The following is an 18,184-nucleotide window of genomic DNA, read 5'->3' as shown; positions in this document are numbered from 1 at the left end:
GGTGATCCTGGGCGGTCCGGACTCGCGGACGTGGGTGTGGGAGCAGGCGCTCAACATCTTCTCCTCGGAACCCAACTTTCCCGTCGTACCCTCGCGTGAGGACATCATCAAGAAGACCTGGCTGTCCTGGGGCACCCACACGCATATCCGCGGCCCGAGCAACAAGGTGCCGACGAACCTGATCCACGCCGAGATCATGACGGCGTACACGTCGTACTACGCCACCGCCGACGCCACCCCGGAAATGACCGAACTGGCGGCGACGTACTCGGCGAACATCGACAAGATCGTGGACTCCTTGCGCGACGATTCGAACGACATCGGCAAGCGGTCCACCTTCGAACGGGCGGCGAACACGCTCGGCGGGACGGCGAACCTGCTGTTCGAGCAGCTGTATCCGTTGCAGACCTGGCGGGACAAGACCGGGCATCGCGGTGACGACTTCCAGGGCACCGGGGCGGAAGCGTTCTGGACGGTGCTGGACAAGCTCACCCACCGCTGCGTCAACCTGATCGAGCAACTGAGCCGGGAACGCGCGTCCTGGGTCGCGCTGCGGGACGCGAAGCAACTGATGGAACATTTCGCCGGATATCTCAACGACGGGCGCGAAATGTGGGAGGGGGACAACTCCTTCACCTACGACACCGGTCTGGGTTTCCCGGTCACGGCGACCGGACGGGACCTGTCCACCCCGGTCGGGGTGATCCGCGCGATCTGGCAGGCACCCGCGCTGGTCAAGGACATCAACAGCCACGAGGCGTACAGCTATTACGCGGACGCGGTGGGGGACAACACGCCGGCGAGCACGATCCTCGGCGGCAAGTTCAGCGAGACCGGGCCGCGGGAGAAGCTGGAGCTGGCGGCGAAGAGGGTCTGGGGCGAGCATCTCGTCCTGGCGGACAGCTGGGGCGCCAGCGCGGTCGGCCTGCTGGAGGCGACGTACTGGACGGCGAGGCAATACCTGCCGGAGATCCGGACACCGGTCTACCTGAACCTTTCCGGCGGTTCCGGCGGTGGCGGTGGCACCGGCGACGGTGGCCCGGGTGACAGCGGGCCCGGCCCCGGCGGGGGAGACGGCCCGGCCAAGGACGAAGGGCCGGTCGTCACCGAGAAGTCCACGGCACCGCCGCCGCCTCCGCCGCCGTTCATCAAGACCGGTCCTCCGCCGCCTCCCGTTCCCGGCGAGCCGAACCCGTTCCTGAAGGTGCCGACCGGTTCGTACGTCGGTCCGGACGGCGTCGTCATCGGCCCCGACGGCAAACCCGTGCCGGGCCCCGACGGCAGGCCGATCATCGTCCCGCCGGGCTCGCGGGTGAGCGGCAACGGCGAGATCATCGGCCCCAGGGGTTCCGGGAATCTCGAACAGAAAGACAGGCTGCGCAAGCCTTATCCGCCGCCGGAGGGCGTCCGGAAGACCTACAACGGTGAGTCGGCGCTGGAACGGCACCTCAAGTCGTTGCGGCGCACACCTCCTCCGCAGCTGCCGCCGCTGCGCGCGCCGGACTCCCTGCCGATCACGATGTCGAGGTACGACCCGCAGTCGAACTTCCACAGTGGACCCGGGTCGCTCGGCGGTGGCCGGATCGGTGTTTCGCCGGAAGTGCCTTCGCCAGGCGGGAAAACGGTGACTCCGCCCGCCACGGGGCAAGGGCCGCTCGGTGGTCCCAAGGGCACTTCGGGCAACGGCGTGCCGTTCTACCCGCCGACGGCCGGTGGCCCCGGCGGTGCGGGTCAAGGAAAAGGCGAACGCGACCGGACGACCTGGCTCGCCGAGGACGAGGAAACCTGGGGCACCGATCCGACGGTCGCCCCCGGCGTCCTGGGCAGACGACGACGCCGGTCGCGGGCGGGCGTCCAGCAGAGCACGAACCCGGAACGCGACTACACGTTCGGGCTCGGCCAGAAACCCGCTGCCGGTCACGGCACGGGCACCACCACCGGATGAGGACGGGAGACCATGGCGAACTTCAGCGCGGACCCGAGGGCCATGGAGGTCATCGCCGAGGGATACAGCTCGATCGCGGCCAAGATGTACCAGATCTGCGAACTCGGCCAGGACCGTGTCGATCTGCTGCTCGAAGCCTGCGGCGACGACGAGATGGGTGAGGAGATCAAAGGCAATCTCCACGCCCCGGCGGCGAAGATCGAGGGCGCCTTCACCTCGATCAGCACGGTCGTCGAGAACCAGACCAACGTGACCAAGGGCATGGCCGCCCAGCTCGCCGCGGCCGAGAGCGCGAACATCGTGAACGTCCACAAAGGTCTCAAGCGTTAGCGAACGAGCAAGGAAGCGGGAACACCATGCCCACGGAGGCAGAGCAGTCCACGGGTGTCGCGGTCGCCGCGGCGGAACCGGCACCCGCCGTCACGGAAGCGAAGGCGGACAACAAAACCACGTCGTCCGCCACCGAGACCGTCGCCGCGGGCGCGGTCCCCCCGGTCGTCGACGCGAGCACCGCGACCGAAGGATCGGCGCCGGGCCGGATGCCCAAACCGGTGATCGTCGCGGCGGCTGTCGCCGGTGTCGTGCTGGTCGCCCTGCCGATGGCCTTCGGCGGGCTGCTGGGCGACGACAACCCCGGTGACGGAACGAAAGACGCCGGGTACGCGCAGGATCTCCCGCCGGGCGGCGGATTCGTGCCGGGTGTCGCGGCCCCGCCCGCGGACAATTCCGGTGGCCTGCCCGGGATCCAGCCGGGTGCCCAGCCCGGTCAAGCACTCCCCGGTCAGACGGCCGACGGCGTCCCCGCCGGCCAAGCGGGCGCGCCCGCCCAAGCGGGAACCCCGGGCGGCCCCGCCGCTCCCGGTGCCCCGGCCGCGGGTGGCGGTCCGGGACCGGCGCAGCAGCAGCCCCAGCGCCAAGGCCCGCCCGCCCCGCCCGCGGCGGCCAAGACGGTGTCCTACGAGGGCACGGCGGGCAAGGGATGCGGTGGGGGCACCGGTTTCACCGGCGTCGGGGCGTACAGCGACGGCAAGGCGGGCTGGGTGAACCACGGGAACGGCGGCTGCGGCACGTCGTTCGCGTCCATCCCCATGTCCGGCGACGCGAACAAAGACGACCCCAGCGCGTACGGGCTGTGGACGTTCAACACCGGCCCTGTGACCACTGGAACCTGCACGGTCTCGGTGTTCATCCCGAACGGCGACCTCACCGCCGTCGGCGGCAGCCCGTCGGTTTACCGCGTCTACGACCGGTTCGCGGTGGAGAAGGGCACTCCGGTCGGGACGTTCCAGGTCGACCAGATCGCGAACCGCGGCCGGTGGGTGAGCGTCGGCACCTTCCGGATCAACGGCGCGAAGCTGGCCGTCCAGCTGCTGAACCGGGGGCGGGACTGGTCGGGCTCGAACAAGACCTACGCGCACCACGCGGCGGCGACGGTGAAGGCCAAGTGCCAGGCGTGACCCACCTTTCGTAAGTGTCCCCCATGCGACATTGGAGACGCTCAGCGTCTCCAATGTCGCATGGGGGACACCTGTCACCCCGTACCGACAAAGGCCGAAGGGGGCCTTCACGGACTTGGCCTCACCGCGAGAGGCGCGGAGTGAACCGTCTGCCTGGCGGCGTGCGTTGTCTCCGGTGAAACCGTTCGGAGGTAAGCGTGCCCATCAAGGTCGACCGCAGCGACTTCGGCGATGTGCCGGAGTGGGCGCGCACCCTCCTCGAGGTACTCGGCGTCTCGTGGCCCGCCGCCAACCAGCACAAGTTCCGGCGGGTGGCCCAGGAGTACGACCTGGTGACCGAACAGCTCGCCAAGCTGCCGGACGACATCGCCAAGGTCAAACGCGGCATCGACCAGAAGCTGTCGATGCCCCAAGCGGGCGAGTCGTTCGACAAGAGCATGAAGCCGCTCACCGGCGGGACGCCGAACCTGCTGGGCGAGCTGGCTGAGGGCACGAAGGGGATCGCCGACGGCTGCCGCAAGGTCGCGTTGGACGTCGAGTACACGAAGTTCTCCGCGATCGGCCAGCTTTTCCTGCTCGCCTACGAGATCGCGATGGAGTACGCCCTCGCCTCCGTCACCGCCGGCGCGTCGCTCGCGAACCTCACCTGGCACTACGCCCTCACCCGCGGGTATCTGCTCGTGTTGTTCAAGATGCTCGTGCGGGCGATCGTGTTCGAGATGTTCATCGGGATCACCGGCGGGCTGATCATCGACGCCGCCGTGCAGCGCCTCCAGCGTGAGCGCACCGAATGGGACCACGAAACCACCAAGCAGACGGTGATCTCGGGCGCGATCGGTGGGCTGCTCGGCGGCGCCGTCGGTGAGCTCGGGGAGAAGCTGGGCCGCAAGATCGGCAGCCTGCTCGGCAAGGACTTCGGCAAGATCGCCACCGACGATCTGCTGAAGCTGGTCAAGGACATCAAGCTGCCGGGCGGGGACGAGCTCGCCGACAACTGGTTGCGTGACATCGGCCGTACCCTGACCGATCGGGCCGGTAGACAGCTCAGCGATCCGGCGAGCGCGTTCACGAAGCGGGCGATCGACGGTTTCGGCGACGAGGTGGCCGACAGGTTCGGCACCGCGTTCGGCAAGACCCTCGGCGACGACGCGGCCCGGCAGCTCGGCCGGGACTACGCACGCACGTTCGTGGACAACTGGAGCAAACACGGCCTGGACGGCACCGGTGCGTTCAACGACAGTTTGCGCCGGGTGCTCGACCCGCACGGCGACAAGCTCGGCAAGGACGCCGTCGGCCTGCTCACCGACCACGTGCCGGACGTGCTGTCCCGCAACGTGAGTGACCGTCTCGGCGGCAACCTCGCGGCCAGGGCCGCCGAATTCAGCACCGTTTTCCTGTTCGAAGGCGTTTCCGGCGTGATGAGCCAGGCGACGATGGCCGCCCTCAACGGCGAGTCCGTGTCGGCGGCGGAATACGGAATGGGCTTCGCGGGCGGAGTGGTCGGCGGCGCCGTGAGCCACAAGCTCGAAGGGATCGGCGAACGGGGGCTCGACGCGGCGATCACCTCGATGAAGGAGAAGTTCGGGTCGCTCGGCGACCTTTCGGCGAACACGACGCTCGACACCAAGGCCGGGACGGATCCGGTGGCGGTGACCGCGCCCGCCACGACTTCACCGACTTCACCAACTACGACCACCGCGAGTACACCGTCCACTTCGGACACACGAACCATGAACGAAACCAAAACGGCGCCGGAGGTGAAGTCCACTTCGGACACCAAGACCACCAAACCGGCGTCGGACGTCAAGACGAGTTCGCCCGGCAAGACGACGGCCGAGGTCAAGCAGCCGGAACCGAAGGCTGTCCGTACCTCTTCCGAAGCCACGACACCGACGGACGAAGAGCGTCCGCGTACCCGCCCCGCTCCCTTGCGCACCGCTTCCGCCGAAAGCTCCGCCGCACCCGTCCAGACCGAAGTCACCACAACGACCACCACCGAACCCGCGACGACCGAGCCCCAAACCGTCGAGACCCAGATCGTCGAGCCCCAGACGACCGAGACCACCGAGACCCAGGCCGAAATCGAGCCCGAACCCGAACCCGAGCCCGTGGTCACCGAAGCCCCGCAGGATGAACAGGCGCTCGCGCTCGCCGACCTGCCACCGTTCCTCGCCGACGGCCAGGCACTCGGTTCCGTCCCGGTGCTCGCCGTCGAAGGCGTCCAGGACCTGCGAGACGAACTCGGCAGGCTGCTTCCCGGAGTCACCCCGGCGCGGCTCGACGCGATCGGCAACGCTGTCCGCGACGATTTCGAATCCGCCTTGAGCGGCCTGCATTTCCCGCTTCGCACGGCGGAAGGCTGGCGCGAGGTCCGGATCCAGGCCGCCTTCCGCGGCGACGTGGTGAGCGAGCCGCGGGAGAAGACCAAGGCGGATCTCACCGTCCAGGCCGGTGTCACGAACTCGGAGAACTCGACCGTCTCACATGCCGGTGACGTCGGGATGGCCGCCACGGTGCAGGCGCCGGTCGGTCCGTACGCCACCGTGGGCGGCAAGGCGGCGCTGGCGGCGCCCACCGTGGCGCAGACCGTCACCGTGTCCACCGCGGACCAGCGCGCGATCCGTTCCGGCGAAGGTTCCCGTCGCGTGGTCAGGGGCGTGGAGTTCACGATCAGCGTCCACGACCAGGCCGGTGCCGAGGTCGGCACCCGCCCGACGCCGGTTCCGGGCAGCGTCACGCTGCGCCTGCCGGAAGACCTGAGGCGGATCACCCCGCAGACCGCGCAAGCAGCGGCGAACCTGGAGCCCACCGTCGGGCGCGGACTGCAGAACCCGGTGCCCGAGGCCGTCACCGGACTCGACGGCCTGTTCACCGGCGCCACCGGTCTGCTGCACGGTTCCGTGACCGCGCTGGGCGCTTCCGGACGGGACACGGTGCGCGCGTTCCTCGGCACCGCGAGCGTCAGGGAGAATTTCGGCGCCATGCTGGAAGGCTGGGTGAACTCGCCCGCCCTCCTCAGCGCCGACGGCGGCAAGGTCGGCGCGGTGCGGATGAAGGCCGTACTGACCAGCGCCGAACTCGTCGGCCCGACGAGCGGCACCCAGCTGCGGTTGCACGAGTCGGTGACCACCGGCTCGGCCGTTTCGGCCGCCACCAAACGCGGTTTCGACGTCGCGGGTGCGGCAGGCGGTGGTGGCAGCATCGCCGGAGTGCGCCTCGCGGCCGGGCTCGGCGGTGGTTTCACCTCGCGAGCGGGGGACACCACCGCGTCCGGCCGGTCGTCGACGGCGAAGTCGGGCGTCCAGCTCAAGGGTGACATCGGTCTTTACCGGTTCCAGGCCGAAATCGTGGTGCAGACCCTGGACGGCCGGGAAGCGCCACCCGTCACGGCGACGGTCTACGCCAGGGTCGGGATGGCGGAGGCGGCCGCGCAGGGACTCCCGGTGCCGCCGGGCACCGGGACCGGGATCACCCCGCCTGCCAAGCGGAAGTTCCAGCCCGCGCACCTCGCCGCGGGACTCGCGGCGGGCAACGTACGGGTGGGCCGGTTCGAAGGCGCAGACGGCGTGCTCGCCGAGGTTCGCGCCAGGCTCGGCGAAGTCTCCCGGTACGCGGATCTCCTGCCGGGCTGGGCCGGGCACAAGGCGAACGCGGCGCGGACGCTGGAGATGCTCGCCAACGAACATCGGCTGCAGGCCGCGCTTTCGCCGCTGGCGTTGCGCAACCGGATGGACGCGCTGCTGGGAGCCGGTGTCTCGGTGACCCTCAAGCGGCAGGGCAATTTCCGGCAGGACCACGTCACGGTCACCGTCCGGCTGGAACAGAAGTCGGCCGAGCATCGCGGGCAGGCCACGGAACGCGTGGTCCGCAACGCCACGACGACCAGCCCGGCGCTCGGCGCGTCGTCCTCGTCCACCCAGGGCTGGTCGGTCGGCCCGGAGGTCAAGGTGACCGTCGGCGCCGGGACCGGTGCCGCCACGCTGGGCATCGTGCCGACGGCGTCGGCGAAGTACGGCCGCTCCACCACCACCAAGACCGGCGGAGGGCCGACGGTCGACGCGACCTCCCTGAACATCGGCAGCCCCGACTCGCAGGTCTTCGAGCACACGGGCCGGTTCGTCGTGTCCATCACCGGGTATTCCCGTGCCCGCGCGGTGGTCCGGCAGACGCTCCCCGGGCTGCCGGGGACGCAGGCACCCCAGGTCCGGCCGATCTACACGACCTCCGACGAGTCCGACGAAGGCCCGTACCGGCTTCCGGCGACGTACACGCTGCTGACGGCGGACAGTGTCACGCTGACGGCCGATCCCGCGCGGTTCGCCCCCGGCCCGCCGCGGGTGCGCGCGTTCGACCCGCCGACGTCGATCATCGGGCACCTCCAGGCCCTCGCGCCGCCGCACGTCGGCGAGTGGGTCGGCGTCGAGGCCATCGTGCACACCGGCCGCGTCAGCGAAGCGGCCATGGCGGCCTTGGTCGAAGCGTCGGACGGCGACCGCGCGCTCACCCTTCCCGGCAGTGACGCGTGGGCCGGCGTCCAGGCGATGTTGAGCACCGAGAACATCAAGGCGGCCCTGCGCTCGTTCACCCGCGGGGTGTTGAGCACCGAACTCGTCTATCCCCGGCGCGTGGCCGACAGGGTGGGCAGGCTCGGTGTCGTCGCCCGGTTGAGCAACCCCGTTTTCGTCCGGGTGGCCGACGACGCGGGCGCGGAACGCTCGACCGCGGGCGGATTCCGGTTCGAGAGCGGCAAGAGCGAGAGCAGCGGGTGGACGGTCACCGCCGGGGCCACGGTCACCGGCGCGGCGAACGACGATCCCGCGAGTTCCGGTACCGGTGGGGTGTCCGGGAAACCGTGGGCGAAGACGACCACCAAGGCCGACGGCCTCGACATTTCCGCGAGCGTGGACCGCAACGTCACCACGGCGGCCGGAACGCCGAGGGTGCTGGCACGGTTCGACATCGCCTTCACGGTGCTCGCCGAGTCGCGGCAGCAGACCACCGTGGTGCGCCCCGAATCCCGCGGTGCCGCCCGTTTCGTCGATCTTCCCGGCGCCGCCTACGTCTGGCTCACCGAGGAGCAGGCCCGCGAATACCGTCTCCTGCCCGAGGCGCCGGCGACACGGCAGCGGATCGAGCGGGTGCCCCGGCCTGCGACGCTGCCGCTGCGGCGGCCTGGTGCACTGGGGCTGGGCGCGATCGAGCGGCTGCCTGATCTGTCCGACCTGGCCCCGGCGCTGACCAAGCGGCTTTCCCGGCTCGGCGTGCCGTTGCTGCCCGGCTCGTTCCTGGACGACGCGATGAACAACTGGTCGCGGCTGACCGACCTCCTCTCCCCGGACGGCGTGCAAGCGCTGGTGGACAGCGCCCTCGACGGCGGCATCCCCCTCCAGGCGCATCTGCCGAAACTGTTCACCGACCGCGGCTATCAGGTCCTGCTGACCGCGAACGTCGTGGGCGAACCGAAGTTCCGCGAGGTCGTCAACGACGGCCGGACCATCGAGCACAGCACCGCGCGCGCGATCAAGGAAACCCGCACGGACGGCAAAGCCGGCTCGTGGGCGGTCGCGCTGCGGTTGGGCGGGCAGGAGAAGTTCTCCGGTGGAGCGACGGTGACTTCGGTCGGCGGCGCCGTCACCGGAGGCGTCGGCGTCACCAAGACGACCAGCACGAACGAGGTCACCGGCAAGCAGGAAACCCACCTGCGGACCGGAACCGGGCCCGCCGCGCGGTTCGACGTCCCGATCGAGTTCACGCTCGAGGTCCGGCACGACGGCCGGTCCGTCGCCTTCGTGAGCACCGGGGAACGGAACCTCGGCATCCGGCTGCTGGCCGACAACCTGACGCCGGGCGCGGACACCGTCGAGAAGTCGGGCCCCGCCAGGCTTTCGCGACGGGACGCGTTCCCTGGCGAGTTGCAGGCCTGGCGTCAGGGCGGGGTGGCGAAACTGCCGGAAGCGGCGTCGGTGGAATCCGTGCGCGCCGCCGCGCGGCTGCGCGAGGTCGTGCGGGACACGCTCACCCTCGCCGGTGCGGACAGCGGGATCACCGGTTACGGCACCGGCACGGTCAACGCGCTGTGGTCCACGCTGAGCCCTCAAGTGCTGCAAGCGTTCCTGCCCTCGATGACGAAGGAAAGCCTTCCCGTGCTGGCCCTCCGTGAGGCGGCGGTGCTGCGGGGCAAACGCGCGGACGTCGAAGTGCACGCCCGCCTCACCACACCCCGCCTGGTCGCGCTGAGCGACGGCGTCAACCTGGAGAACCCGAAGAACGCGACGGTGACACGGACCGCGGAACGCAAGACGGCCGAGGTCGGCGAAGTGACCATCGGCGGGCCTTCGGTCGCGCCGGTCAAGGACTCGGCCAACATCGGGGGCCTGATCACCGGCGTCGAGGGCCGCTGGGCCGACGAGCCCGCCGCCGCCACGACCGGCGGGACGGCCGTGTCCGCCGCCGCGAACCTCAAACCGGCCGGGCGGACCGCGCTGGTGCGGTTCGACGTGGACTACCGGGTCGTGGTCAAGGTCGGCGGCCGCACCGAGGTCGTCGATCTTTCGCTGCCCGCCTCGGCGGACGTGCGGATGCCGGTCGGCGATCTGACGGAGTTCACCGGCCAGAAGCTTTCCCGCACGCTGAAAGCACGGCAGGGAAGGGTCGCCAGGACGGCGAAGTCGTGGCGGGAGGCCGAGACCGGAGCGGAGCGTCACCGTCTCCAGGCTCAAGCCCTGGTGCGGGAACTGGGTGTCGGCATCGACTGGCGGGCCACGGTCGCCGCGGCACGGGCGGAGCGTCCCGGCACCCTCGCGGAACGGCACCACAGGTACGCGCGCTCGACCGAACAAACCTTGCGGGACGCCGAAAACGTCGCCGAGGCCGCGCGGACCCGGTTCGACCAGCTGACGAACACCACGGACACGCTGCAAGCCGAACTGGAGGCCATGGCGGCCGAGAACGACGACCCCGAGCAGCAGACGGCGGTGGTCGAAGCGTGGGAAACCGTGGTGGAGGCCCGGGTCCAGCGTGACACCGCGGCCGAAGAGGTGGCCAGGACCCAAGCGCTGGTGCAGGCCGCGTGGCTGGACTTCGCCGAGTCCAAACAGGACGCTTGGTGGCTGGCGAAAGACGCGCTGGACCACGAATTCACCCGGCTGGCGGCGCAGCCGAAATCGTCTGAAGACGAGGCATGGCGGCACAGCCGGGCCACCGACGCGCCGTGGTTCACGGTGACGGATCCGCTCGACCCGGAGCAGTGGGAGCCGATGCGGGCGAAGACGCCGAGGCGGGCTGTGGCCACCGAGACCGCCGACGTGCTCACCACGCTGCTCACCGGGAAGGACAAGCGCTACGACGGCGTGATCCGGTACGGCGTCAGCAGGTTCAAGGTCGGCGACCGCCAGGTCACCGAGTTCACCGTGCCGATCAACCTCGTGCCCGGCCCCGGCGTCACCGACGAGCAGCTCACGCGGTTGCGCGAACGGGCGCGGACGGGCATCGAAACCCTGATCAACAAACGGCACGGCCTGCCGAACGGCGACCAGTTGCACGTCCGCGTCGAGTTCACCGATGACAGGCTGCCCAGTGCGAACGGCGAACCCCGGTACCGCGCGTACGACGTGGTCGCCCGCGACGACGAGCGCACCACCCAGACCACCTGGCGGCCGGACGCCACCCAGGAAGAGCTGGCCCACGAACTGCTCCACTACCTCGGCGCGCCCGACGAGGAGCACGATCCGGACCGCGTGTTCCTGAGCAAGGAAGACGACGGCACGTCCGGCGTCGTCACCGGCGACGGCGGCATCATGGGCGCGGGCGTGGTCGCACCGGGGAAGGCGCCGAAGCTGCTGCCGCGACACGCCTGGCAGATCCAGCACGTGCTGGAAAGCCAGCTCGGGGTGGAAAGCCGGGTCGACGACCCCGGCCAGGACGACCTTCCGGGAGCGCCGCGGTCCCCGCTCACCGACCTCCAGCGGACGATCCTGACCCGGGACCGGCGCGAGGTCTTCACGGTCGGCGGCGACACGCTGCAGGCGAACCTGATCGAGGCGATCGCCAGGACCCTGGCGCCCGATGCGCCTTCGCGCCAGGCGGAACTGCGGGAGCTGGGTGCCTCGCTGCGGCACGCGACCCCGAAGGAGGTCGCGCGGGCGCTGAACGTCCGGTTGCGGCTGCTGACCGAACGCGGAACGACCGTCTTCCTCGGCCCCGCCCACGGCGAGCCGGTGCGCGTGGTCCTTTCGTCCTCGGCCGACTTCCTGGCCACCCGCCGCATCCCGGCGGAGGCCGAGACGAGGACGCCGACGAGGCAGGCTCCGGTGAACCACACGTTCGGCGAGTCGGACGGCGGCGGCCAGGCCGAAACCACCGGCCTCGGTGACGAGGACGTCGAGCCCGCGTTGCCCGGCACGGACGAGTACGCGGCGCGCTACGAGACCGTCTTCGCCGGATTGCCGAACCTGGTGACCGCCGACACCGGACTCGGCGGGCTGTCGCGGATCGCCGCGGGCGGACGGCTCGAGAATCACATCGACGCCGTCCTCGGCTCGGACGAGATTTCCGGCTTGCTGGGCCGGATCGACGCGGGCCTGACCGATCCGGACGTCCGCGCGCGGGTGCGGTCGCTGGTCAACGACGCCGTGCTGGTGACGTCGCTGATGCCGTCGCGGGAGCGGGACGTCCGGGACAATTCCCGGCTCGGCCTGGGAACCGTGCGCGATCGCCGGGTCGTGCAGCCGCTGTCGATCGACAGGCTGCGGCAGGTGCTCGGCGACCTCGCGGTGAACCTGGAGGCAGGCCGCGACCCGTTCACCGTCGAAGGATCGACGGTGCGGGGGATCGACTACCGGCCCGAGGAGGAACTGCCGTCCCGTCTGGCCCGGCTGGGACTCACCAACGTCGCACCGGAGTCACGGGCCACACTGCGGGACAGCCCGCTCTTCGAGGCGCTGCTGGCCGATCCCGCCGCGATGACCGAGGCGCTGTTCGCCACCACCGGTCACGACGAGCAGCACTTCATGAACACCTGCGAAGCGGCGGCCACGAACACCGACCTCCGGAGCACGGTCCCGACCATCGCGGGCCTGATCCTGGTGGGCCGTGGCGTCGCCGACGCGGTCCGGGAGCAGTTGCGCACGGTCCCGAGGGATCAGCTGGACAAGAAGGACCGGCCGTTCGGCAGAACCATCGGCGACCTGGCGGCGAAGCGGATCGCCGATGCCGAGAACCGGTTCGACGCCCTTGAGCGACAGGCGCTCCGGCTCGCGACTGCGGACGCCTCCGATCCCGACGTCCGCAAGGAATGGGCCCGGCTCACCACGCAATGGGGCCGGACCCTGCAGAAGCTCGCCGGGGTGGTCCGGCTCGACCGGCGCGACGGTTCTTCCGTGCCCATCCTGACGAAGAAGATCATTCCCGGCGCGTGGGCACTGAGTGCTCCGCTCCTGCTGCCGCTCGCCGTGGATCAGCCGATGCGGCGCGCGACCGGACTCGACGACAACCCGTTCCGTGCCGCCGTCTCCCGGCATCTCGCGCTCGCTCCCCGCGAGCGTTACGAAGGCCAGCTGCGAAACGAGCCGGAGGTGTCGTTTTCGTCGCGGCTCGGGGATCCCGATTCGTTCTGGCAGTGGCTCCGGTCCGGTACCGGCGTCCGGGTCGGCACGGAGTCCCATCAGATGTTCCTCAAGGCGGCCGAGGTCGGCGGCGAGCGGATGTTCGTCCTCGGTGATCCGAAGAAGTCCCAGTACGACTACCTGTCGGTCGACGGGTTCGTACGCTGGGCCAGGCGCAACGACCTCGTGGTCGGCCGTGACGTACTGCAGGATCGCGCCGTCGTGGTGCCTTCGCAGCCGGATGCGGTGCAGGCCGAGCCGCTCGCTCCGGAGACCCCCGAGGCGCCCGAGCCCGAACCCGCGGACAGGCTGGCCGCCGACGTGCTGGCCGAAGCGGAGCGACAAGGCTCCGGCATCTGGCTCACCGACCCGTCGGCCACCGCGACCGCGACCGAGGCGCAGCGGACCGCGTTCCGCACCCTCCGCGAGGATCCGCGGTTCTTCACCGTGGTCGCGCACGTCGGCCCCGAGGGTGTCCCGGAGTTCGGCGGGCGGCCGATCACCCCGGAGGTGATGACCGCTCTGCTGGCGCGGCTCGCCGAGGACGGAACGTGGACCGACGGCAGGACCCTGCGGTTCGTCGCCTGTGGACTCGGTTCGCCGGACATCCAGGGCTACGTGTCCACCGTGTTGCACGGACTCGCCGAAGAGGGCATCGAGACCGACGCCCTCGCGGGCGACACGGCGGTCTGGTCCACGCCCGATCAGGAAACCGTGACCGGGCCGGGCGAAGTGGTGGTGGCGAGCAGGATCGGCTTCCGCGCGGACGGCAGCCCGGTGGTCACCGGCGACGGTCACTGGCTGCGTTTCCGGTTCGCCGGGAACGCCGAAATCGAGGTGACGGAGCACGGCGCGTACCTGGTCGCCGGCGACGACGACCCGCCCGTCTTCCGGCAGGCGCCAGGAGGTTTCGACGTCGTGCCGTCTGACGGCGGCGACCTGATCGAGAGGTCCATCCCGGGCTCCATGCCGTTCGGGGACGAAGACGACGACGGGGCCGGAGCCGGGAACCCGGAGACCGTGTTGTCGAACCTGGCCGAGTTCTCGGAGGTGGTCGCCGCCCAGCCGGTCCCGCCGCTGGTGGAAGTGCGCGGGCGGGCGGACGATCCGCGGGTCTCGACGATCGCCCAGGAATTGCGGTCCACCCTGCCCGAAGACACCCCGCTGACGACGATCGCCTCCGACACGGAACAGGACGTCCTCGTCTCCACGGTCGTCCCGCGCGAGGGAACCGGCCCGGTGAAGTTCGAGATCCATTTCGACCAGGGCGGAAAGCACTTTCCCGTGTCGGGACGCTCCACTTTGGACGAAGCGGCGAATCTCGTGGTGTCGGCGGTCCACAACGGCCGTCCCACCGTGAGCGTCGTCGGATACGGCAACGGCGGTTTCCTGGACAAGGCCAGGGCGACGAGGACGGGGCAGGAACGCGCCGAAACGGTCGAGAAGGAACTGCGCGCCGCTGTCGGCGGCAAGATGCCGGTTGACTCGCCGATTCCCGCGTCGGACATCGACATCGTCCCGATGTCACGAGGGCGTGATCTCGGCGACGAGCCGTTACCGAAGAACCTCACCCAGAAGCAGGCTCGCCGTCGCGCGGTGATCTCCGTCGATCTCCACCCCGCCGCGGCCGTGCCGCCGAGGCCGTCGCCCGGAAGCCGGAACCCGTCCGGGATGTCTTCGAAGTCGGCGGTCACCGTCAACTCCGTCGTGATCAACGACCCGTATCCGGGCATGATGCTGTCTCGCGACGTCGTGTCCGGGGAGCAGCGCCGGGTACTGGGCATCCACGGTATGGAAACGATCCTGGTCGAGGAAGACGCTCCGCATGACGCCTTCCGTGAAGCGATCGCGGCCAGCCTGTCGGAAAGGGCGCCACTCGAGTACGAGCGCATCACCCGCAAGCTGAAGGACTTCGCGGAAGAGCACCCCGAAGACACCGATTTCGACCGGATCGCCGACCACGCCGGGGTCCACGTGCACGTTCTCGCCCCGGACGGCACGTGGACGAGCCACGGTGAGAACAACGGACGGATCGTGCACATCCTGCGAGCGGACATCGACGGCGAGGAGGCTTACCTCGGCACCAGGGAGAACGTCCACATCGGACGGCCGTACGTGAGCTACCCCGGCTCCTCGGTGCTCGTGACCGGCGACGAGCGCAAGGTCGTGCATCGCGGCGAATTCGAGGTCGAGACCGTCAAGGGAGAGCATCACGTCCGCCTCTACACGGCGGTTCTGGCGCCCGCCAAGAAGGGAACGGAGTTCAAGGACGTCCACCAGGACGCGAAAGGCAAGGTCGAGCCTTTCAGCGGTCAGGGTCGCGAGGGCGACAAGGAGGTCTTCTGGGTCGGTGGCGGACGCCCCCTCCGAGCGGTGCAATGGATCTCCAAGTACGAGACGGACGCCCATCGCGTGCCCGGCGTGCCGTCGGCTCTGCGGTCGTTCCTGGTCCCGCTCGACACCTTCTTGGAAGCCAGCCGTCAGGCCACCGTCGAGTCGAAGTCCGACGGCAACAAACTCTCGATGAACGTCGACCAGAACGGTGACACCAACCAGTTCGGGTTGCGCGGTGGCGACTTCGCCCGGTTGAAGGAGCTGGCGCTCGACGGCTCACTCATCACCTATACGCACGGCGCGTCCGAGAAATCGATGCCGGAGGTCGCCGGCCGCCAGGAGGACATCGCCGATCTGTATTCCCGGCTCGGTCTCCGCCCGGACTTCCGGTCCGACCGGCTGGGCCGGAAGAACGACCCGTGGTTCACCTGGTCGGCGGACGGCCGCAAGTACTTCCGCAACGATCCGGTCGCCTTGCGGAGCTTGGCGAGGACGCTCGGCAATCACTACCACACGAGGAACAAGTCACCCGAGGTCTTCTTCGGCCCGGCGGCCGACGCCATCCCGGGGACCGAAGCCGACAAGACCGCGGACAACGCGACCCGCCGCGAGGAGGAGATGAACGCCTTCCTCAACACCGAAGGTCCCGGCAAAGCGGCCGTCGATCAGCTGAAGTCGAAGATCGGCGAAGCGATCGACGCCGCCGTCACACGGCACGCCCCCGACGGTGTGCCGGTGGGCCCGGCGGAGTTCAAGGAAACCGTCCTGAACCAGGTCAAGGCCACCTTGCAGGTGCCACAGTACGTTCTGGTCGAGGCGATGCAAGCCGTGGTGGGAGACACCGTGCGACCCGGAAACCTGGAGAAGATCCGTGACGCGCTGCTCGACCATCCGGAAATACCGGTGCGGGCGGCCGGGATCGTGACCAAGGCCGTGGAAGAAACCCTCGAAGTCCATCTCGGACAGAAGGCGATCCGCGAAGAGTTCACTCAAGTGGTCCTCGGCGCCGTCCACGAGTCCGTGCACACCCAGTTCGTGCGGATGGCGTCCGGCTGGGGCGAGCAACTGGACGCGGTGGCACCGGCGAAGCGCGGGTATCTCAGCGGTGCCCGCGGTGAGGCGTTCACCAAGAGCGTCGTCGACAGACTCGGCGTCGCCCTCAGAACGCAGTTCGCGGCCCCGGAACTGCGGATCTCCCGGGAGGCCTTCGCGGCACAGCTCAAAGAGCACGTCGTGCCCAAGGCCATCCGCCCGGTCACCAAGAACAAGCTGGTCGGTCTCGAGCCCAAAGCACTGAAGGAGCTCTTCGAGGCCAAACTGGGGGAGGTCGCGACCGAACTGACCAAGGAGATGAAGGGCAAGAACGCCGGCAGACTCGCCGGTTCGGCGTCCAGGGCCGCCGTCTCGGCCTCGGTCACCCCGGTGGTGCGAACGCTGGAACTGGACGAGAAAACGTTCGACATGGTGAGCGAAGAACAAGCCGACGAGTTCATGGACCTGCTTCCGGAATACGCGACGCAGGCGGAGATCGGTTCCCTCATCGCCACCGACGAACGCCGGATCAAGGTCGACTTCAACACCCGTCAAACGCGGCTCGAAAACGGCCGGATCCAAGGTGATCCGTTCTCGAACGACTACGGCCACTGGCTGGAGCGGCAGGACGACGGCTTCACCCAAAAACACGATCGAGACGTGTTCGCCGCACACCAGCGGATCGGCGGTGAGCTCGCCGTGGCGATCGACACCGAACTGAGAAGGCCGGACGACCGCTCCGCCAAGAGGATCCTCGACCTGCTTATCAGGGAGGTGGATGCGGGAGTCACCGACCCGTTCGCCAAGCTGTCGCGCAAATTCGCCGAGACGGTCAAGGCGGGCGCCGGTCCCGCCCGCGCCGACGGCGAAGACACCCCGAACAGCTTCGGTGAGCACGCGCAGATGGTGATCAACCAGTACCTCAAGATCACCAGTGGCCATCACGACGGCGCCCGCTTCGTGCCGAGGAGCGCGATCGTCAAGGCGATCCTGTTCCACGACATGGAAAAGGTGAACTCCAAGAACCTGTACGGCGACGCGCAGGTCCGGCACGACAAGGAGCCGGAGCACCGAGGCGCCATCGAACAGATGCGCCGCCACGAGGGCCTCTGGACCGACGAACGCGAATTCGCCCTGGCCTGCCGGTTCGTCGACTCCGATCCGTTCGGCTACTACTTCCGCGACATCGGCGCCGAGAAGAAGGGCAAAGAGAAGAAGGGAAAGGAGAAGAAGGACGGGGGCAAGGCCGGCGAGGACAAGACGGCCATGGACAAGCACGCCGTGTACCGCTTCGTGCGGGATCTCGCGCACTGGGCGAAGCGGCCCGACGGCACGGCCCCGGACGCCCGCGACGTCCGGGAGCTGTTCCGCGAGTTCCACCAGTACTACCAGGCGGACTTCTCGTCCTACAGCGCTCAGGCGAAGTTCGTCCACGACCGTGAAAACAAAGTGTGGAACGGCTACGACAAGCTGATCGGCATGGAGGTCGTGGACGAAGCGCACGTGCTGGTGCCCGAGGAGCACCGGCTGGCGTACTCCAGCGCCGACCGTGGGAACGGCAAGCTCCCGTACGAAACGAAGTACCGGGAACTGGCGGACCTGTTCGACGAGGCCGTCGCCGTCGAGGACGCATCGCGCCCCCGGCCCCGGCCGGACACCACGCCGGACGAGGAGTCCGGTAGGGAGTTCAGCTCCGACGACGTGTTCGGCGCGCTGGTCCCGTCGGGCCACTGACCCGCGGCCGGGAACTGCCGGAAGGTTCTGCCGCTCCTCCTGCATGGTGCCCGGCGCCCCGATCCGGTGTGCTGATGAGG

General features: G+C 69.4%; 4 protein-coding genes. All 4 read left to right on the top strand.

The genetic code is table 11. The features are described from left to right. Position 1: 1 nt before the first annotated feature. Positions 2-1,945: a hypothetical protein gene (locus tag ACZ5IK_RS17345; protein WP_465488591.1), complete on the top strand. Its 1,944-nt coding sequence runs from the start codon at positions 2-4 to the stop codon at positions 1,943-1,945. A gap of 12 nt (positions 1,946-1,957) precedes the next feature. Continuing rightward, positions 1,958-2,275 carry a hypothetical protein gene (locus ACZ5IK_RS17340; RefSeq protein ID WP_465488590.1) on the top strand — a complete coding sequence of 106 codons (318 nt, stop codon included), beginning with the start codon at positions 1,958-1,960 and terminating at the stop codon, positions 2,273-2,275. 26 nt (positions 2,276-2,301) lie between these two features. Further along, positions 2,302-3,402, top strand: coding sequence for a hypothetical protein (locus ACZ5IK_RS17335; RefSeq protein ID WP_465488589.1), 1,101 nt, complete (start codon positions 2,302-2,304; stop codon positions 3,400-3,402). A 197-nt stretch (positions 3,403-3,599) separates the two neighbouring features. Then, positions 3,600-18,104, top strand: coding sequence for a WXG100-like domain-containing protein (locus tag ACZ5IK_RS17330; protein WP_465488588.1), 14,505 nt, complete (start codon positions 3,600-3,602; stop codon positions 18,102-18,104). The last annotated feature ends 80 nt before the right edge of the window (positions 18,105-18,184 follow it).

Source organism: Amycolatopsis sp. NPDC031561 (genome assembly GCF_055580625.1).
This window is presented reverse-complemented; position numbering and strand designations above follow the sequence as displayed.